This is a genomic window from Pseudarthrobacter sp. rb (assembly GCF_056389225.1).
Window position 1 is genome coordinate 211955 of the sequence record NZ_JBWJAR010000005.1, and the last position, 17173, is coordinate 229127.

A 17173-nucleotide genomic window follows, 5' to 3' on the forward strand; every position below is an offset into this window, starting at 1 on the left:
CGGTCCGTGGCGCTGCCGTTGCCAGTCAAGGACTACCCTCGGATCATTGCTTCCCGTTCCGCCCAGATCCCAGGTGCTCCGTCTTGAGGACACTCGCGCTGCGCTTCGGCGGCCAAGGCGTCGACCTCAAAGGCGCATTGCCGCGGGATTCCGCCGTTGTTACCGTTCACGGTCATCAATTGGCGGAGTCCTATAGGACAGTGCCACCATTATTGGATGCTTGAGGCAACTAAACCCCAGAAGTCCCCGGACGGGACACCCGTCAATCCCGCGCTCGAGGCGGAAAGCAGGATCGCCCGCATCGCGGTGACTGTGTTCCCCATCCTGGTGGTCGTTGCCGGCATCCTCGGTTTCATGCTCCCCGGAGTCTTCAAGCCCATGGCCCCCAGCGTGCCCTACCTGCTGGGCATCATCATGTTCTGCATGGGCCTGACCCTCACCCCGCCGGACTTCGCCGCCGTGGCCAAGCGGCCGTGGGCTGTGGCCTTGGGAATCGTGGCGCACTACATCATCATGCCCGGCGCAGGCTGGCTGATCGCGGGCGCCCTCAACCTCCCGCCCGAGCTGGCCGTCGGCGTGATCCTGGTGGGCTGCGCACCCTCCGGCACGGCCTCGAACGTCATGGCCTTCCTGGCCAAGGGCGATGTTGCCCTCTCCGTGGCCGTGGCCTCCGTCTCCACCCTGATCGCCCCGATCGTCACCCCGCTGCTGGTCCTGTTCCTGGCCGGCTCGTACCTGCAGATCGACGCTGCCGGCATGGTCCTGGATATCGTCAAGACCGTGCTGCTCCCGGTGGTGGCCGGCCTCCTCGCCCGGGTCTTCCTCAAGAAGCTCGTTGCCAAGGTGCTGCCCGCGCTGCCGTGGGCGTCCGCCGTCGTGATCTCCCTGATCGTGGCCATCGTGGTGGCCGGCAGCGCCAACAAGATCATTGAGGCCGGGGCCATCGTCTTCCTCGCCGTGGTGCTTCACAACGGATTCGGACTGGGCCTTGGCTACCTTGCCGGCAAGCTGGGCCGCCTGGACGACAAAGCCCGCCGCGCCCTCGCGTTCGAAGTGGGCATGCAGAACTCCGGCCTGGCCGCGACGCTGGCCACCGCCCACTTCACGCCCCTGGCCGCACTGCCGTCCGCGGTCTTCTCGCTGTGGCACAACATCTCCGGGGCCATCGTGGCCGCCTGGCTGGCCCGGCGCCCGCTGCAGGACAAGCAGGCCTAAAGGGCACGTTTCCAGCCAGCCATCCTGGGTACAGGATCCGGTAGGGACAGCGCCGTTTCGACGCTGTCCGCCGGTTCCTGTAAGGAGATGGACAGATGGCTCGGATTGACCGGATAGCTGAACCATGGGGGACACGGACGCCGTACGGCAGCGGCGCTGACTGGCCGGTCAGGGTCGATACCCACCTGGCCGAAGGCGTGGCGCCGGAGGACGTGGACCGGTGGGTCCAGACGGCCTCGCTCCTGCACTCCAACGGCGACGCCATGGACATCGCCGTCAAGGACAACAGGATCGTGGGCGTGCGGGGACGGGCCGTGGACCGCGTCAACCACGGCCGGCTGGGACCGAAGGACCTGTACGGCTGGCAGGCGAACGCCTCCCCGGACCGGCTCACCAAACCCCTTATCCGCGAGGGCGGGAAGCTGGTGGAAACGGACTGGGACACCGCCATGCAGCGTATCGTGGACAAGTCCAAGGCGCTGCTCGCGGAACAGGGTCCCAGCGCCCTCGGCTTCTACACCACCGGCCAGCTCTTCTCCGAGGAGTACTACACCCTGGGCACCATGGCCCACGGCGGCATCGGCACCAACCACGTGGACGGCAACACGCGTCTGTGCACCGCGACTGCGGGGGAGGCGCTGAAGGAATCCTTCGGCTGCGACGGGCAGCCCGGCTCCTATACGGACGTGGACCACGCCGATGTCATCGCCCTGTACGGGCACAACGTGGCCGAAACCCAGACTGTCCTCTGGACCCGAATGCTGGACCGGCTGGCCGGCCCCAACCCGCCCAAGATCATCTGCGTGGACCCGCGCATGACGCCCGTGGCCAGGGCCGCCACCGTGCACCTGGCGCCGCGGCCCGGCACCAACGTGGCGCTGATGAACGGCATCCTGCACGAGATCATCACCAACGGCTGGGTGGACCAGGAGTACATCCAGGCGCACACCGTGGGGTACTCCGAGCTCGAAAAAGAGGTCAAGAACTACCCGCCTGCCCTCGTGGCGGAGATCTGCGGTGTCCCGGCGGAACAGATCTCCGAGGCGGCCAGCATCATTGGCCACGCGGAGCGGCTGCTGTCCACGGTGCTGCAGGGCTTCTACCAGTCCAACCAGGCCACGGCCGCCGCCGTGCAGGTCAACAATGTCAACATCATCCGCGGCATGCTGGGCAAACCCGGCTGCGGCATCCTGCAGATGAACGGCCAGCCCACCGCCGAGAACACCCGCGAATGCGGGGCCGACGGCGACCTCGCCGCCTTCCGGAACTGGTCCAACGACGCGCACATCCAGGACCTGGCCCGGGTCTGGAACATCGACCCCATGTCCATCCCGCACTACTCCCCGCCCACGCACGTCATGCAGATGATGCGGTACGTGGAGGACGGCTCCATTCGGATGCTGTGGGTCAGCGGCACCAACCCCGCCGTCTCGCTGCCCGAGCTGGCACGCATCCGCAGCATCCTTGAACAGGACCGCCTGTTCCTGGTGGTGCAGGACATCTTCCTGTCCGAGACCGCCCAGCTGGCCGACGTCGTCCTTCCCGCTGCCACCTGGGGCGAAAAGACCGGCACCTTCACCAACGTGGACCGCACCGTGCACCTCTCCGAGAAGGCGGTTGACCCGCCGGGCGAGGCCCGGCCGGACCTGGAGATCTTCATCGACTACGCCCACCGCATGGGCCTGCAGGACAAGGACGGGCAGCCGCTGATCAAGTGGCACGACCCCGAGTCCGCCTTCGAGGCCTGGAAGGATTGCACCCGCGGCCGGCCCTGCGATTACACCGGCATCACCTACGACAAACTGCGCGGCGGCTCCGGCATCCAGTGGCCCTGCAACGAGGAGAACCCGGACGGCACGGAACGCATTTACGCTGACGGAAAATTCTGGGCGCACCCCGATTACTGCGAAACCTACGGCCGCGACCTCATCACCGGTGCGCCCGTGGAACCCACGGAGTACAAGGCCCTGAACCCGGAGGGCAAGGCCATCATCAAGGCCGCCGAATACATGCCGCCGCACGAGCTGCCCAGCCAGGACTTCCCGCTCCAGCTCATCACCGGCCGCACGCTCTACCAGTTCCACACCCGCACCAAGACGGGACGGGCGCCGGAGCTGCAGGCGGCCGCGCCTGACGTGTGGGTTGAGTTGTCAGCGGACGACGCCGGCACGTACGGGATCGCCGAAGGTGACCTTGCCGAGGTGGAGACACCCCGCGGTTCGGTCCGTGCGCGGGTGCGGATCAGCGGCATCCGGAACGGCGTCCTCTTCCTGCCCTTCCATTACGGCTACTGGGACACCAAGGGCGGACACCAGCCGGACGGGGCCGGGCGGGCAGCGAACGAACTGACCATCACCGACTGGGATGCGGCGTCCAAGCAGCCCATCTTCAAGACGGCGGCAGCACGCATTACCCGCATTTCCGGCGGCGACGGGCCCTCTCCGGCGCCCACCACCACGGCGTCGGCACCCGCCGGCGTCTTCCCGGAAGCCGCCAGGACCAAGGGCCTACCCACCGCTTTGGCGGACGAAGCCACCGGCACGGCAGGAGGGGCACGATGAAATTCGGGCTGGTACTGGAGGAAATGCACCGCTCCGAGAATGACCTGGCACACCACCTGCTGGTCATCTCCGAGCGGCACAAGGTGGACCACGAGATCTACCACCTGGCCCGGGACCTGGCGCGCTGGTCGCAGCAGCACGTCCGGGACATCGCGGACATCGCCAAGAACTACGGCCAAAACCTGGATCCGGAGCCCCGCGGCGAAGCAGGGCGGATGGAAACCATCAGGGAGAAGGGCAGCGAAATGGTGGGCCGGCGCCCCGAAACCGGCATGCTGCTGCTGCGCGACCTGCGGGAGCTTTACCTGAAGGCCTGCGGGGTGTCAGCGGACTGGGAACTGCTGGCCCAGGCCGCCCAGGGGATGAAGGACAAGAATCTCCTGGCCCTGGCGGAGAAGTGCCACCCGCAGACCATCCGCCAGATGAAGTGGGCCAACGGGAAGCTGAAGGAATCCGCCACCCAGATCCTGGTCAGCTAAGCGCCGGCTGCGGGAACTTTCAGAGCGTCTCCCGCGCCGCCTGGAGGTGCGCCACCAGGGCCTGCAGCTGCTCCGCGGTCCGCGGCAGGGCGTGGCTCAATTCGGTGCTGTTCTCCGCCCACATCGCGCGGGCGGCTTCCTTGGTGCCCTCGCTGCTGTGGAAACGCGAGCCCAGCTCATCCCAGCGGCGCACCAGCTCCCGGGCCTCGGGGCTGACGGCGGGGACACCGCCGTCGACCTGCCGCAGGCCTTCCTGCACGAGGCCCGCCCACTCGGTCCGTGATTCATCGGCGGCCTCCTGCCCCAGTCATCCTTTCCAAAACGGTCATGAAATAGGTGGGCTCGGCGTGCCCCTGCCCGCTGAGGCGTGCCAGCAGCTCCCGGACGGTCCGCTGAGGCTGTTCCAGCTGCAAGGCCTGCTCGCCCAAGGCATCGAGCTGCCTCAGCAGCAGTTTTTGCAGGGAATCGGAACTTCCTTCCGGCCCGTCCACCAGGGCGCCAATCTCGCCAACTCCAGCGGGGTTCTTCCGGTTGTTCCATACCGCCCACCGTAGGACCTGACGCCGCGTCAGGTTCAACCCCCGGCGCCCCCACCCGCTGGCAGGATCCAGGGCGGAGCGAACCAGTTTCATTCAGTGAAACTGGTGGCGCGTGCAGCCCGGCCCATGGCACAGAGTTGAGTCCATGAACGCGGGTCCCGTTGCGGGCCCCGCCCAGGTCATTCAGCAGTTCGGTAAATACAGCACAGAAACGGCGCGCTACACATGGAGTCAACGATGACGGGACGGCAGATCCTCAAAGGGATTGAGTTCGCCCGGCCACAGAACGCGGAGCCGCTGCTGCTGGACCTCTACCTTCCTGCAGGAGAAACGCACCAGGGCGGCCGGCCGGCGGTGGTCCATTTCCACGGAGGCGGGTGGCGGACGGGGGAGCGGTCTTCGCTGGGCCCCGCTGTTGACGGTTTTGGACTCAGCCCCATCGAGCAGCTCGCGGATGCCGGGTTCGTGGTGGCTTCGGCCGATTACCGGCTCAGCACGGTTGCCACGTTCCCGGCCCAGCTGGAGGACGCCAAGGCAGCCGTCGACTGGCTCCGCACCCACGCGGCCGAGTACGGCGTGGACCCGCACCGGATCTACGCCTGGGGAGACTCGGCCGGCGGCCACCTCGCTGCCCTCCTGGGCCTGACCGCAGGGGCAGCGGAGCTTCCGGGCCATGCCGGATATGACGGGCCCGCCAGCGACGACTCGGTTGCCGGCGTCGTGGCCTGGTACCCGCCCACTGACCTCCTCCGGATGGGTGGACAGGCACGGCCGGATGCCGTGGCCCGGGCGGATGATCCCGGATCCCGGGAAGCGCTGCTGATCGGCGCGCAGCCGGCCGACGCCCCGGACAAGGCCAAGGCCGCAAGCCCCCTCAGCCACGTCCACGCAGGCGCCCCGCCTTTCCTCCTCATCCATGGAACGGCGGACCGCTTCGTCCCGGTAGCCCAGTCCACCTCGCTGGCCGGGGCGCTGGAAGGCGCGGGCAACGCCGTCGAACTCCTCCTGCTTGACGGCGCGGACCACATGTGGGCCAGCCCGGACGGCAACAGCGAGGACGCGGAACAGGCCATTGCCGCCACCATCGATTTCCTCCGCCGCCAGGCAAAGCAGCACTGATTTCCCACCACCATGCCGGGGCAATACGCGCACCCCGGACCAGACCGAAAGGCCTCTAATGCAGTTCATCGGCATCACCCACCACGGCGGACCCTGGGCAGCGGCGCTCGCCGGCTCCCGCGTCCTCCCGCTCACGTCCGTCGACGATTTCTGGGCCGACGCCGAGGGCTGGCAGGACAAGGCAGCAGCCTTGGTTGCCGGCGCAGCAGACACTGAAACGTCCGACGCCGGCACTTGGCTGGAGCGCGGCAGTGTCACCGAAGTGCCGCTGGTCCCGGCCTCCGCTCGCGTGATCTGCGTGGGGCTGAACTACAAGGCGCACGTAGCCGAGGGCAGCTTCAAGGACCAGGAACTGCCGTCCTACCCCACTCTGTTCGCCCGCTGGACGGCCTCCCTGTCCGTGGGCAACGTCCCGGTCCCCGTCCCGGCGGGCGAGGAAGGCCTGGACTGGGAAGGCGAAGTGGCCGCCTACATCGGCCGCCGCGTGGAGTCCGCCGACGAGGACACCGCCGCGGATTCCGTCTTTGGCTACTCCACGTTCAACGACATCACCTCCCGCAAGGCCCAGAAGCTCACCTCGCAGTGGACCCTGGGCAAGAACGGCGATTTCAGCGGCCCCCTGGGTCCCGTGGTGAGCCGCGACGAGGTGGGTGACCTGCGCGACGGGTTGCAGGTCCGCACCCGCGTCAACGGGATCGAAGCCCAGAACGGCAACACCCGGGACATGATCTTCTCCGTCCCGGCCATCATCTCGCTCATCAGCGAAACCTTCACCCTGCACCCGGGTGACGTCATCGCCACCGGCACCCCCGAAGGCGTGGGCTACGCCCGCACCCCGCAGTGGCTCCTGCAGCCCGGCGATACCGTGGAAGTGGAGATCGAGAAGCTGGGCACCCTGACCACGCCGGTGGGCGACATTTCCCTCCGGAGCCGTGCCTGATGAACTCCTTCCATACCGCTGCTGACCTGCCGGCGGAGGTGCAGGTCCTGATCGCCGGCGGCGGCCCCAGCGGGCTGTTCCTGGCCCTGGACCTCGCCTCCCGCGGGGTGCCCAGCACCGTCATCGAACCGCGGACAGCGCTGGACCACACCCGTCCGCGCGCCAAGACCACCAATGCCCGTACCATGACGCACCTGCGCCGGCTGGGCCTCGCCGAGGTCCTCCGGGACGCTTCGCCGCTGCCGGTGGAGTACGCCCAGGACGTCATCTTCTGCACCGGCCTCACCGGCCCTTCCGCGTACGAGCTGCGCCGGTTCCGCAACGCCTTCCAGCTGGTCCCCGGCAGGTACGGGCCGCAGCCGGAGTGCGGCCAGCAGGTGCCCCAGCCCGTCCTCGAGGAGGTGCTCCGGGCCGCCGTCGAAAGCCACCCGCTGGTGACGTTCCTGGCCGGCTGGACTGTCACTGGCGTCAACGTCCCTGAAGGCGGGGCAGCCACGGAACCTCGCGCCGTCGTCGTTAGGGATCCAGAAGGTGCTGAACGCACCATCGCCGCCGAGTACGTCATCGGTGCCGACGGCGGGTCCTCCGCCGTGCGCCGCAGCCTCAGGCTGCGGCTGGAAGGCGGGTCCGCCGAGCTGTCCAACATCAGCATCCTCTTCCGCTCGGAATCGCTGACGTCAGCTGTCTCCTTGGCTCCGGCGGTGCAATATTGGGTGGTGGGCTCGGAGACCTCCGGCATGGTGGGGCCCATGGACCGTGACGGCACCTGGTGGGCAATCGTCCAGGGCGTGGATCCGTCCGTCACCGTCACTGCGGGGGAGGCAGCCGCGATGGTCCGCTCCCTGGTGGGCTCGGATGTGGACATCGAGGTGGTGGCCACCGACCCGTGGACGGCCCGGATGCTGCTGGCTCCCGAATACAGCCGCGGCAACGTCTTCCTGGTGGGGGACGCCGCCCACCTCAACCCGCCCTGGGGCGGCCACGGTTTCAACACCTGCATCGGGGACGCCGCCAACCTGGCCTGGAAGCTCGCCGCCACGATCAACGGCTGGGCCGGGCCAGGACTCCTTGCCAGCTACGGGGCGGAACGCCGGCCGGTGGCTGCGCGCACCATCCGCGACGCCGCCACCAACGGCAAGGCCCTGGCCTACCACTTCGCAGACCCGGAGCTGGTTGCGGCCGGCCCTGCCGGGGAAGCCGCGCGGGACGCGGCCCACCGGGCGCTCGCCGTGAAGCAGAGCGAGTTCGATTCCCTGGGCCTGGTGCTGGGCTACGACTACGGCGGTTCATCCGTGGTGGTACCGGACGGTTCGGCCCTCCCCGACGAGGACCCCATCCGTTACGTTCCGTCCGCTGTTCCGGGGGCCCTGCTGCGGCACGCCTGGCTGGCGGATTCGGTCTCCCTGTACAGCGCCCTTGGTGCGGGTTTCACGTTGCTGGCCGACGCCGGGTCGCTGGGCGGGGTGCCCGCCGTCGAAGTTTTCGAGCCGGTCCTGGCAGCCGGTGCCCGGCAGGGCATCCCGGTGACCGTCGCCGCCGTCGGGCCTTCCGACGACGGCACGCACCTTGCGGACCTGTGGGGCGCCACTGCACTGCTGGTCCGTCCCGACCAGCACGTGGCCTGGCGCGGCAACTCCCCGGTGGAGGCCGCCGCAGCGTTGTCCGTCGCCGCGGGCTGGACGCCGGCTGTCCCTTCCGCACGTCCTGAAGAATCTGCACCTTCCATCGAGACCAGGAGCGCCCGTGTCGACGCCGTCATTCCGTGATTTCCTCTTTGCCCCGGACCACCCCCGCGTGGCGGACATCCGGGGGCTGGACGCCCGCGAATACGCCGAGGCGGCCAAGACCGATGCGTTCGCCGGGCCCATGATCGAGGGCTGGCGGAAGCTCTATCCCCAGCCGTTCACGGGCATCACCAGCGACGGCGTCCGCCGGGAGGGCCTGTATCCGCTGGCTCCTGCCCGGCCGGGGGAGGAAGCGCCCACGGCGGACATGGAGGCTGCGGCGCGGAAGCTGCTTGGCGCTGTCGCCGCAGACCAGGCCGGGAAGCTTTGCTACGCCGTGGACGCGCCGGAGTGGCAGAGCTGGGCCAACCCCGAATTCATGCAGCACGACACCGGACTCCGTCTGGACGAGGTTGCCGGTCCCGTGCGGGACGCGGTGTTGGGCGTGGTGGAGGCTTCGCTGAGCCCGGCCGGGTTTGAGCTGGTGCGGAACCTCATGCGGATCAACGGTTTCCTGGGTGATCTGGTGGAGCTGCCGCTGCTCATGAACGAGTTCAGCTACAACTTCGCCCTGTTTGGGGAGCCTTCCGAGACGGAACCGTGGGGGTGGCAGCTGTTTGGCCACCACGCGGCGCTGAACTGCCTGGTGGCCGGGACGCAGCTGGTGATCTCGCCGGTGTTCATGGGGGCCGAACCGGACATGATCGACGCCGGCCCGCACAAGGGTGTCAAGGTGTTCAAGGAGCGCATCGCCCTGGCCCGGCAGCTGATGGTCGCCCTGCCTGCGGACCTGCGGTCCCGGGCCGTTGTTTATGCGGAGATGGTGGATCCGGCCATGCCCGAGGAGCGCCTCCACCCGGGCGACGAGCGGCACCTGGGCGGCTGCTTCCAGGACAACAGGGTGATCCCGTACGAGGGCATCCGGGTGGCCGAGCTGCCGGCCGGGGCCCGGGAATTGCTCGACGCGGTGGTGGAGGACTTCATCGCCTACCTTCCGGACGGTCCCCGTGCCGCCCGGCGTCGGGAAATCCAGGAGCACTATTCAGAGACGTTCTTCAGCTGGATCGGCGGCTGGGAAGGGGAGGAGGCCTTCTACTTCCGAGTCCAGAGCCAGGTGGTGGTGCTGGAACTGGACCACCACACCGGCGTCTTCCTGGGCAACGATGAACCCGCCCCCTTCCACATGCACACCGTGGTCCGCACCCCCAACGGCAATGACTACGGCCGCGAACTCGTCAGGCAGGCCACTTCCTGACCCACTCTCCACCCACCAACCCACCCCACCCACCATCGATTGCTGAGTAACTGCCGTTTTGGGGCGCCATAACGGCAGTTACTCAGCAATCGATGGGTTTCAAAGACCAGAAGGCCCGGATTTCCTCTCGGAAGTCCGGGCCTTCTGTGTTAACTGTGGGTTAGGGGATGTCCAGTGCTGCGCGGCGCTGTGGCGGCGGGCCGACGACGGTCAGGTCCATCTCGGCCTGGGCGCGCCCGAAGCCGTCCATGTCCATGTAGGGCTCGCCGCCCTCGGTGTACATGTAGTCCTCCGTGGGTTCGTTGAAGTACTCGAAGAAGCCGTTGAACACCGAAGGGGTCAGGAAGCCCACCATCTGGGTGTTGTGGGCATCGAGCGCGAATGAGTGGATGGTCCCGGCGGGGGCGTGCACAAAATCGCCCTTCGTCAGGAGCATCTCGCGGCCGTTGGCATAGAGCCACATCCGGCCCTCGGTGCAGAGGAAGTTCTCCGTGTGCTGGGAGTGGAAGTGCAGCGGGATATAGGGGCTCTTGGCGCCCTTGGTGTGCACAGCGAAGTAGTTGGAGCCGGTGTTGGCGGGCCGGGACAGGTAGGTGAACATAGTCTGGTAGCTGACCATCCGCTCACCCTCCCCGGCAGTGAGGAAGTACGGGCTCTGTGTGGGCGGCAGCCCGGCGTCGTGCTTGAACGACGGCGCCACCCGCTCAACGTCTGGGAACGTGATGCCAAACTCGGCACCCACCTCGGCCTGCTCCTGCAGGCTGGCCTTGTGGCCAGGGCGCGCCGGCGGGACGTGCGAATCGATGGGCGTGCCCACCCGCTCGTAGTAGGCCTCGCCGCAGCCGGGGGTCATCCAGTTCAGGAAGCGGGTGTAGTGGCTGGCCATCCTGTAAGCGTGCGGCGTGTTGGGCGGGATGACCACGGAGTCGCCGGGGGTGAGGATGCGGCTCTCGCCCGGCAGCCACACGTGCAGGATCCCGTCGAAAACGTAGAGCGTCTTGTGCTCCACCGTGTGGCTGACAAACGGGGACTCAGCGCCCATGCCGCCGGAGATGTAGGCAGCGCTGAAGATGCCCCCGGTGTCGGCAGCGCGGGCGATGACCGTGACCAGCTGGCCGTTGATCTCGTAGCGCGCGCCTTCGCCCGAGGCCATGTAATACGGGACCGCCTCGCCGGGCAGCGCGTTGGCCACCGGGAGCTGCTTGTTCATTTCCTCAACGCTGAGGGACATGGTTTCCTTCTTTCCAGTCGGCCGGCCCTTGCCGGAGCGTGACCTACATCATGGCTGTCCCACGCCCCCGGCCACGAGCCCTGATTCCATTAGTTGAAATCCGAACGTGGCCGGCCATCGTCCCCCTGCTACCCCTCACATTCCTTGCAGTACTTCTTGCCGTCCTTCTCACGGGCCAACTGGCTGCGGTGGTGCACCAGGAAGCAGGACATGCACGTGAATTCGTCTGCCTGCACCGGGACCACCTGGATGAGGAGTTCCTCGTTGGAGAGGTCGGCGCCGGGCAGCTCGAAGCTGTCCGCGAGATCCGTTTCGTCCATGTCGGGAGCGGCCTCCCGGCGGCCGGACTTGTCGGACTTCAGCTCCTCCAAGGCGACGTTCGGCTCTTCCTCGGGAGTCACCCGCGGAGCGTCGTAGTCAACTGACATGTGGTGTGTTCTCCTGTCCAGCTGCTGATGTCCAGATTGTTCTGGACAGATCGACAACGCCGGATGGGCGCAACTAATTCCCATTCCGGATGTTGCTGTTTTCCCGCAGGGCCAGCGCGGCCTGCACCAGGGCGGCGTGGGTGAGGGCCTGGGGGTAGTTGCCCAGGAAGGCACCGGAGGCGGGATCCAGTTCCTCGCTGAAGAGTCCCAGCGGGGAGGCCAGGTCCAGCAACGCCCGGAAGGTCTCCACCGCCTCCCGGCCCCTGCCCGTCAGGGCCAGGGCCTGCACCAGCCAGAAGGAACAGGGCAGGAAGGCGCCCTCACCGCCCTCCAGCCCGTCCTGGCCGGGCGGATACCGGTACAGGAGGGGCCCGCCCGCGCCGAGCTCGGCCCGCACCGCGTCAACGGTTTGGCGGACCACGTCAGCGTCCGGGTCCTCCAGCCCAATCAGCGGAAGGACCAGCAATGCCGCGTCCAGGTCTGCCGACCCATAGGTCCGCGTGTAGGTGCCCCGCACGGGGTCGATGCCCAGGCTCCGGACTTCGGCGCCCAGCTGGTCCCTCGCGGACAGCCAGCGCTGCCGCTGCCGCGCGCCCAGGTGGTGGGTGGCACCGATGCGCAGCGCCCGGTCCAGGGCGAGCCACGCCATGAGCTTGGAGTGGACGTGGTGGGCGGCATCATCCCGGATTTCCCAGATCCCTGCATCCGGGGCGGCCCAGGACGCCGCCACCCTGTCGGCGAAACCGCGCATGGCCCGCCACGTCTCCGAGTACAGCCGGTGCCCGCCCTGCACCAGCACCCAGGCGGCGTCCAGCACCCAGCCGTAACCGTCCAGCTGGTGCTGCCCGGCCGCCCCGTTGCCCGTCCGCACCGGTACGCTCCCCAAATATCCAGGCCAGCCGCGCAACTCGTGCTCGCGGGGGACCGGCCGGCCGGACAGTGTGAGCAGCGCCGGAAGCCGTGGCCGCTGGAGCCGGCTGGCGTGCAGCAGCCAACCGAAGAAGTTCCGGGCCACATCCGTCTTGCCCGCGTGCAGGAACGCGGCCACGCCGATGCTGGCGTCCCGCGGCCAGGCAAACCGGTAGTCCCAGTTCCTGATGCCGCCCGGATTTTCGGGCAGCGACGTGGTGGGTGCGGCCACTGGAGCCCCGGACGGTGAATAAGTGAGCAGCCGCAGGGTGAGCAGGCTCCGCAGGACCTGGCCGCGGAACGGGATGTCGGCGTCCACCTCCCCGGACCAGGCTTCCCACCGTTGCTCGTCCTCAAGCACCAGGTGCCAGGCCGCCTCGGGGTCCACGTGAATCAGCGGCTCGCCGTAGGCAATGGACAGGACCAGGGTCACCGGGTTGCCGGGCTGCACCACCAGCGTCTGTTCTTCGCCGTCGGGGAGCGGGCACCCCTCGCTGGAGCCCAGCGCTATGGCCAGCGGTCCCCATTCGCACACCAGGTCCCGCGCCCGCCGGCTGATCCGTGGCACGCGGTGGGTTTCACCCAGGCGTGGAGTGAAGCGGACGACGGCGGCTGCCGGGCCGCCGTGGGCGGTGAGCCGGCGCACCAGGAGCGTTGTGGGCAGCAGGGCTCCGGAGACTTCGGCCACCATCGCTTCGGTGAGCGTCAGCCGGGCCCCGCCCGCGGACCATGTCGTTTCCAGTGTTGCCGTATTCCCGCGGTAATGGCGCTGGAGCAGGTGGGCGGGGCCGGCGGGTCCGGCGACGAACTGGCCCGCTTCCGTTCCTCCCAGCAGGGCGCCGAAGATTGGCTCGCCGTCGAACGCCGGAGCGCACATCCAATCCACCGACCCCTTGGAGGACACCAGGGCGGCCGTCCTGGTGTCGCCGAGCATGCCGTAGTCGGCGATGGCAGCGGGCTGCCAGGGCCTTGGTTCGCGCGTGGGGACGGGGGAGGGGGCGACGGCGGGGTGCCGCTTTGGCGGCCCGGTCACGGAAGGTTCTTCCATCGAAGGGCGGGGCTTCCGCTCGAATGCGATGCTCACGGCTGCCTGCTCACAGCGCCCTCAGCAGAAGCCCCAGCACGGCCCCGTAGGCGACATGCGCCACGATGGCTACCGCCGGTGTCTGGATGCCGTAATTCAAACCCAGCAGTCCCGGTGGCTCCAGCACGGCGGTAGTGGACAGGCCCGCGCGGGTGGATGCCATCCTCGGGTGGACACCGGGCAGCAATGGCAGGATGACCGTCAGGGCCACGGCTACGTGCAGCAGGCCCAGCAGCGCGCCGATCCACCAGGTTGCCCTGCCCAGGAGGGAGAACGCCGCGGCATAACCGAGGGCAAACACCTGGCCGGCAGCCAGATGGATGAAGAAGCCGGCAACACGGGCCCGGTCGGGATCAGGCGTCACCAGGGTGCCCAGGACCAGAGGCAGGTCGAGCCGGGTCAGGCCGGCCATCTGGGCCGCGATCATGATGACCGTCAGTGCGGCGGTAGCCAGGAGCCCGAACAGGTCCCATCCTTGCCAGTCCATGTCATGCCGTCCAGCCCTGGTCGTTCTAAAAAAGATTATCTTGAATTTAGAAGCATCCGCGGAGGTTGTCAAGAGTGAGCGCGGGCCAGCACACCCGCTCCCCGATTCCGAGGGCCTGATGGCGTTGTTAACGCCCTTGATTACGCCATTGAGACGCCGCGGCACGTGAATGTTGGCATGCTTGAGCTCATGCCCATCTTCCAGGTCCCGGGCGGCCTGACCTTTGACCGCCGCGAGCCCACTGCCTGACGTCCGCCCGCACTTCAACCACCACCAACCGATAGGTCCCCGCCAATGCAGCATGTGCACACCGTCAGCTTTCCCGATTCCCAGCTCCTGGCCGACCTGTCGCCGCTTCCCGGAAGCCTGCGCGGGGTTGTCTGGGACATGAAGGAGGCCCCCGGTGGGGACCTGGGCAGGATCGACGGCGTCATCCTGCCGTACATCAACGCCGGGGAAGTGCTGGGTTCCCTGGGCAAGGTCCCGGACCTCAAGTTCGTGCAGACGCAGTCAACAGGGTACGACGGCGTGTGCGAGGCCGCCGGTCCGGGCGCCGCGGTGGCAAACGCCTCGGGCGTCCATGCAGCTGCCACCGCGGAGCTGGCCGTGGGCCTCATCCTCGCCAAGCTGCGGGGGATCGACCAGGCTGTCAAGGACCAGCAGGCTGAAAGCTGGAGGCCGCAACGCCGCCAGTCCCTGGCCGACCGCAAGGTCCTGCTGCTGGGCATCGGCGGGATCGGCAAGGAACTGGCCCGCCGCCTGGAACCCTTCGAGGTCACCATCACCCGGGTGGGAAGCACGGCCCGCACGGACGCCGACGGGCAGGTTCACGGCCCGGACGAACTGGTGGCCCTCGCCGCGGACCACGACATCCTGGTCTCCGTCCTGCCCCTGAACGACAACACCCACGACCTGGTGGGCCGGGACGTCCTGGCCGCCCTGCCCGACGGAGCCCTGGTAGTGAACGTGGGCCGCGGCGCCGTCATCAGCACCGAGGCGCTGACCCGCGAAGTGGTCTCCGGCCGCCTCCAGTGCGCCATCGACGTGGTCGATCCCGAGCCGCTTCCCGCCGGCCACCCTCTGTGGTCCGCGGAGAACGCCCTCATCACCCCGCACGTGGGCGGCAACGCCTCGGCCTTTGAGCCCCGAATCCTGAAACTCCTGAAACAGCAGCTCGAGGCCCTGGCGACAGGCCAAACCCCGGACAACCTGGTGCAGCAGGGACCCTTTCAGCAGGGCCCGTTCTAACGGCCGCCGCGATCTCATGCAGGCAGCGGTACGAAACAACAATGAAGAGGGAGTAACCAGGACATGACAGGGCTTTTTGATCTTACGGGGCGCATAGCCCTGGTCACCGGTTCGAGCAGGGGCATCGGTTCGGCCCTTGCCAAGGCATTGGCCGACGCCGGAGCAACAGTAGTGCTGAACGGCGTCAACCCCGAGCGGCTCAAGGACGCCGAAGCGGCCATGGCGGCAGGTTTCCCGCCGGGCCGAATCCACAGCGTGGCCTTCGACGTCACCGACGACGACGCTGCCGCCCGCAGCATCCGCTGGATCGAGGACAATGTAGGGCCGCTCGAAATCCTGGTGAACAACGCCGGGATCCAGCACCGGGTGCCCATGCTGGATCTCGATGTGGCGGACTGGGAACGCGTCCTCTCCACGGACCTCACCAGCGCATTCCTGGTGGGCCGCGAAGCCGCCCGGCACATGATCACCCGGGGCCGCGGCAAGATCATCAACATCTGCTCTGTCCAGGCCGACCTGGCCCGCCCCACCATCGCCCCGTACATCGCTGCCAAGGGCGGACTGCGGAACCTCACCCGCGCCATGACCGCAGAATGGGCCGCCTCAGGGCTGCAGATCAACGCCGTCGCTCCCGGGTACATCCACACCGAAATGACCCAGAACCTGGTGGATGACGGGGAGTTCAACTCCTGGATCCTCGGCAGGACACCCGCGCACCGCTGGGGCACCGTGGAGGATCTGGCCGGACCCGTGGTGTGGCTGGCCTCGGACGGCTCCAACTTCGTGAACGGACAAACCATCTTCATCGATGGCGGAATGACGGTGGTGGTCTGATGGCACCGTCCCTTGATGTCGCATTGCCCGCCACCGGTCCGGCGCTGGTGGCCCATGCCGCCGGCGACCTGCGGATCGATGAGGTCCCGCTAGCCGAACCGGCGCCGGACGAGGCGGTGGTCGAGGTCCGTTACGGCGGCATCTGCGGTTCCGACCTGCACTACTGGCTGCACGGTGCGGCGGGGGAGTCCATCCTCAAGGCGCCGCTGGTCCTGGGGCACGAAATTTCCGGCGTGGTGGTGCGCCCCGCGGCGAATGGCTCCGGTCCGCAGGCAGGGACCGCCGTCGCCGTCCACCCCGCAACGCCTGGTCCAGGCGCCGCGCGCTATCCGGAGGACCGGCCCAACCTGTCCCCTGGCTGCACGTACCTGGGCAGCGCGGCCCGCTACCCGCACACGGACGGGGCGTTCAGCCGCTACGTCACGCTGCCCGTCCGGATGCTCCGCCCGCTCCCGGACAGCATCGACCTGCGCACCGCGGCACTGATCGAACCGGCCTCGGTCGCGTGGCATGCGGTGTCCCGGGCCGGGGACGTCCGTGGGAAAACCGCGCTGGTCATCGGCTCCGGCCCCATCGGCGCCCTCACCGTCGCAGTCCTCAAACGCGCCGGCGCCGCCCGCATCACCGCCGTCGACCTCCATCCCAAGCCGCTGGAGATCGCCACGGCCGTGGGCGCGGACCAGGTCATCAACGCCGCGGACACCGAAGCCATCGCCGCCGTGGAGGCCGACGTCGTGATCGAATCCTCCGGCAACCATCACGGGCTGGCCTCGGCCATCCGCGGCGCGGTGCGCGGCGGCACCGTAGTCATGGTCGGCCTGCTGCCTACTGGTGCCCAGCCGGTGCCCATCTCGTTGGCGATCACCCGCGAACTGCAGCTGCTCGGCTCGTTCCGCTTCAACAACGAGATCGACAATGTCATCGCCGCCCTCGCCGACGGGTCCCTGCACATCGAGCCCGTCATCACCCACGAATTCCCGCTGGCCGACGCCCTCCACGCCTTCGAAGTCGCCAAGGACTCCACCAGTTCCGGCAAGGTGCTCCTCTCTTTCGGCGATGAGGGGCAGGCCCAATGAGGAGAACTTCTCCTGAGCGAAGGTGGTAGGTAGACTGGGCTACC

General features: G+C 68.1%; 16 protein-coding genes and 1 pseudogene. 11 read left to right on the forward strand and 6 right to left on the reverse strand.

The features are described 5' to 3' along the window. Nucleotides 1-216: 216 nt before the first annotated feature. The 3 genes from ACWRN3_RS09290 to ACWRN3_RS09300 all read left to right on the forward strand — a co-directional run bounded on the left by ACWRN3_RS09290 (nucleotide 217) and on the right by ACWRN3_RS09300 (nucleotide 4255). Nucleotides 217-1215, forward strand: coding sequence for a bile acid:sodium symporter family protein (locus ACWRN3_RS09290; protein WP_476740437.1), 999 nt, complete (start codon nucleotides 217-219; stop codon nucleotides 1213-1215). Nucleotides 1216-1310: 95 nt separating this feature from the next. Further along, entirely contained in the window at nucleotides 1311-3776 is a 2466-nt protein-coding gene (locus ACWRN3_RS09295) for a molybdopterin oxidoreductase family protein (RefSeq protein ID WP_476740438.1), read from the forward strand. Next, a complete protein-coding gene (locus tag ACWRN3_RS09300) occupies nucleotides 3773-4255 on the forward strand; it encodes a hypothetical protein (RefSeq protein WP_476740439.1) in 483 nt (160 codons plus the stop codon). The genes ACWRN3_RS09295 and ACWRN3_RS09300 overlap by 4 nt, the downstream gene beginning before the upstream one ends. 19 nt (nucleotides 4256-4274) lie before the next feature. Here the strand turns inward: ACWRN3_RS09300 and ACWRN3_RS09305 are convergent, their stop codons facing one another. Together ACWRN3_RS09305 and ACWRN3_RS09310 are read right to left on the reverse strand one after the other, a co-directional pair. Next, nucleotides 4275-4514 (reverse strand): hypothetical protein, encoded by a 240-nt coding sequence (locus ACWRN3_RS09305; protein ID WP_476740440.1) that lies wholly within the window; start codon nucleotides 4512-4514, stop codon nucleotides 4275-4277. Between the two features lie 25 nt (nucleotides 4515-4539). After that, on the reverse strand, nucleotides 4540-4887 hold the full coding sequence (locus tag ACWRN3_RS09310; RefSeq protein ID WP_476740441.1) for a hypothetical protein: 348 nt from the start codon (nucleotides 4885-4887) through the stop codon (nucleotides 4540-4542). Between the two features lie 144 nt (nucleotides 4888-5031). Here ACWRN3_RS09310 and ACWRN3_RS09315 point away from each other — a divergent pair, with 144 nt between their 5' ends. The 4 genes from ACWRN3_RS09315 to ACWRN3_RS09330 are packed head-to-tail and all read left to right on the forward strand — an operon-like array spanning nucleotide 5032 to nucleotide 9832. Beyond that, nucleotides 5032-5913 carry an alpha/beta hydrolase fold domain-containing protein gene (locus ACWRN3_RS09315; protein WP_476740442.1) on the forward strand — a complete coding sequence of 294 codons (882 nt, stop codon included), beginning with the start codon at nucleotides 5032-5034 and terminating at the stop codon, nucleotides 5911-5913. Between the two features lie 58 nt (nucleotides 5914-5971). Further along, on the forward strand, nucleotides 5972-6853 hold the full coding sequence (locus tag ACWRN3_RS09320; protein WP_255174162.1) for a fumarylacetoacetate hydrolase family protein: 882 nt from the start codon (nucleotides 5972-5974) through the stop codon (nucleotides 6851-6853). Then, nucleotides 6853-8619 carry an FAD-dependent monooxygenase gene (locus ACWRN3_RS09325; protein ID WP_476740443.1) on the forward strand — a complete coding sequence of 589 codons (1767 nt, stop codon included), beginning with the start codon at nucleotides 6853-6855 and terminating at the stop codon, nucleotides 8617-8619. Before ACWRN3_RS09320 ends, ACWRN3_RS09325 begins: the two co-directional genes overlap by 1 nt. Further along, a complete protein-coding gene (locus tag ACWRN3_RS09330; RefSeq protein WP_476740444.1) occupies nucleotides 8597-9832 on the forward strand; it encodes a DUF3500 domain-containing protein in 1236 nt (411 codons plus the stop codon). The genes ACWRN3_RS09325 and ACWRN3_RS09330 overlap by 23 nt, the downstream gene beginning before the upstream one ends. Nucleotides 9833-9992: 160 nt before the next feature. Here the strand turns inward: ACWRN3_RS09330 and ACWRN3_RS09335 are convergent, their stop codons facing one another. The 4 genes from ACWRN3_RS09335 to ACWRN3_RS09350 form a co-directional block, all read right to left on the reverse strand. Next, on the reverse strand, nucleotides 9993-11063 hold the full coding sequence (locus tag ACWRN3_RS09335; protein ID WP_476740445.1) for a quercetin 2,3-dioxygenase: 1071 nt from the start codon (nucleotides 11061-11063) through the stop codon (nucleotides 9993-9995). Between the two features lie 128 nt (nucleotides 11064-11191). Then, nucleotides 11192-11491: a DUF4193 domain-containing protein gene (locus tag ACWRN3_RS09340; protein ID WP_018772148.1), complete on the reverse strand. Its 300-nt coding sequence runs from the start codon at nucleotides 11489-11491 to the stop codon at nucleotides 11192-11194. 73 nt (nucleotides 11492-11564) lie between these two features. Beyond that, nucleotides 11565-13484, reverse strand: coding sequence for a glycoside hydrolase family 15 protein (locus ACWRN3_RS09345; protein ID WP_255174166.1), 1920 nt, complete (start codon nucleotides 13482-13484; stop codon nucleotides 11565-11567). 10 nt (nucleotides 13485-13494) lie between these two features. After that, the gene (locus tag ACWRN3_RS09350; RefSeq protein ID WP_476740446.1) at nucleotides 13495-13971 is read right to left on the reverse strand and encodes a hypothetical protein; all 477 of its coding nucleotides are present in this window, start codon (nucleotides 13969-13971) and stop codon (nucleotides 13495-13497) included. 117 nt (nucleotides 13972-14088) lie between these two features. Between ACWRN3_RS09350 and ACWRN3_RS09355 the strand changes: the two are divergent. The 4 genes and pseudogenes from ACWRN3_RS09355 to ACWRN3_RS09370 form a co-directional block, all read left to right on the forward strand. Beyond that, nucleotides 14089-14220 (forward strand): annotated as a pseudogene (locus tag ACWRN3_RS09355) (SDR family NAD(P)-dependent oxidoreductase); the annotation flags it as partial. A gap of 45 nt (nucleotides 14221-14265) precedes the next feature. Beyond that, entirely contained in the window at nucleotides 14266-15219 is a 954-nt protein-coding gene (locus ACWRN3_RS09360) for a 2-hydroxyacid dehydrogenase (protein WP_255174168.1), read from the forward strand. 63 nt (nucleotides 15220-15282) lie between these two features. Beyond that, entirely contained in the window at nucleotides 15283-16053 is a 771-nt protein-coding gene (locus tag ACWRN3_RS09365; RefSeq protein WP_476740447.1) for an SDR family oxidoreductase, read from the forward strand. Beyond that, a complete protein-coding gene (locus ACWRN3_RS09370; RefSeq protein ID WP_476740448.1) occupies nucleotides 16053-17129 on the forward strand; it encodes an L-idonate 5-dehydrogenase in 1077 nt (358 codons plus the stop codon). The genes ACWRN3_RS09365 and ACWRN3_RS09370 overlap by 1 nt, the downstream gene beginning before the upstream one ends. Nucleotides 17130-17173: the final 44 nt, after the last annotated feature.